This is a genomic window from Peribacillus sp. NPDC096540, from assembly GCF_050278525.1.
Classification (GTDB): domain Bacteria; phylum Bacillota; class Bacilli; order Bacillales; family DSM-1321; genus Peribacillus.
This window is the reverse complement of record NZ_JBNNTG010000103.1, coordinates 1-1,620: the sequence shown is the minus strand read 5'-3', so window position 1 is coordinate 1,620 and position 1,620 is coordinate 1. Positions and strand designations below refer to the sequence as shown.

General features: G+C 38.6%; 1 protein-coding gene. It reads left to right on the top strand.

The window, feature by feature from the left end:
• Positions 1-283: 283 nt before the first annotated feature.
• Positions 284-1,516 (top strand): IS110 family transposase, encoded by a 1,233-nt coding sequence (locus ACQKMR_RS28360; RefSeq protein WP_427700243.1) that lies wholly within the window; start codon positions 284-286, stop codon positions 1,514-1,516.
• Positions 1,517-1,620: the final 104 nt, after the last annotated feature.

The following is a 1,620-nucleotide window of genomic DNA, read 5'->3' as shown; positions in this document are numbered from 1 at the left end:
CATAAGAAACTCCTATGGCGGCGCTCCTCGCCGCCACCATCTACTACGAAAATCTAAACTCAAAAATAGAGTCTAACCCATTAACCCCTTGACGATAATGGATGATAACAATACAACCAGGCTGAGCTTTTTTTGGTGGATCTTAAAGAAGATACCCTGTATAAGAAACTGGTTGTGACAGTATTGAAGAACCATTTAGTGTACTGCTAGTACGTATACAAAAATTTTTGTAACAAATCTCCTGTCATATGTATTGTTAATCTTTTATTGAGGTGATTCTCCTATGGAAGCAATGATTGAACGGTGTGCTGGCCTAGATGTACACCAAGAAACAGTAGTAGCCTGCGTATTATTTGGTCCATTAGAAAAAAAGCCTAAAACCTCTATTGAAACTTTTTCAACTACAACAACGGGACTGTTAGCTTTAAGTGATTGGCTCGCTACACTTCAGGTATCCGATGTTGTGATGGAAAGTACCGGAGTCTACTGGAAACCTATATGGAATATACTTGAAGATTCTTTTCACCTTGTTCTGGCCAATGCCAGACATGTCAAAAATGTTCCAGGGCGTAAAACTGATGTGAAAGATGCCGAATGGCTTGCCAAGCTTCTAAGATGCGGACTTATTGAAAGCAATTTTGTTCCACCGGAGGATATTCGTGATTTACGAGATCTTACTCGTTATCGAAAAAAACTGATTCATCATCGCACATCCGAGCAGAATCGCATTCACAAAATTCTTCAAGATGCTAATATCAAGCTAACATCCGTTCTATCAGACATTTTTGGTGTATCGGGACGCCGTATCCTTGAAGCCATTCTAAATGGTGAAAAAATAGAGACCGACGGTCTTCGAAAAATGGTGGATTGGCGAACAAAAGCAAGTATTACTGACATTGCCCATGCAATTAATGGTCGTATTCGCCGTCATCATCGTGATATGTTGCGTTACCATTGGGAGCATATGGGTTATTTAGAAGAAACCATAAAAGAATTGGAAAAACAAATTGATCAACTCCTGTCCCCTTATCGTAAGGAAGTAGAATTATTGGATGGTATACCTGGTGTGAACAAAGCTGCGGCAGCTACTTTTATTGCGGAGATGGGTGTTGATATGTCCGTATTTAAGTCAGCTAAACATCTTGCCTCTTGGGCTGGGGTGAGTCCTGGAAATTACGAAAGTGCTGGTAAAAAAAAAACGAGTAAAACCACACAAGGAAATAAAGCTATAAAAACGATGGCCGTAGAATGTGTATTAGCGACATCAAGGCAAAATAATCGAATTGCTTCACATCGAAAAAGGATTACCAAACGGCAAGGAAAAATGAAGGGACGAATCGCTTCTGCCCATTTACTAGTAACGATTGCTTACAACATCTTAAAAACAGGAGAACCCTATCATGAACTAGGCTCAAATTACCTTGAAGAAAAACAAAATAACAAAGAATTAAAAATGATCGAATACCTAAAAAAGAAAGGCTATACAATCGCTCCATCTGAACAACAAACTGCATAACCAGTTAAATAACGACATAGTACATTTACGCCCATCAAAAAAATGAGAATATGGTGGGCTTATTTAAGTATGGCCTTTCACTAAAGTAATTTCATACAAAAAAA

Excerpts from the sequence above, each read along its gene's own strand:
- ACQKMR_RS28360 (WP_427700243.1), top strand. The coding sequence starts at position 284 with ATGGAAGCAATGATTGAACGGTGTGCTGGCCTAGATGTACACCAAGAA.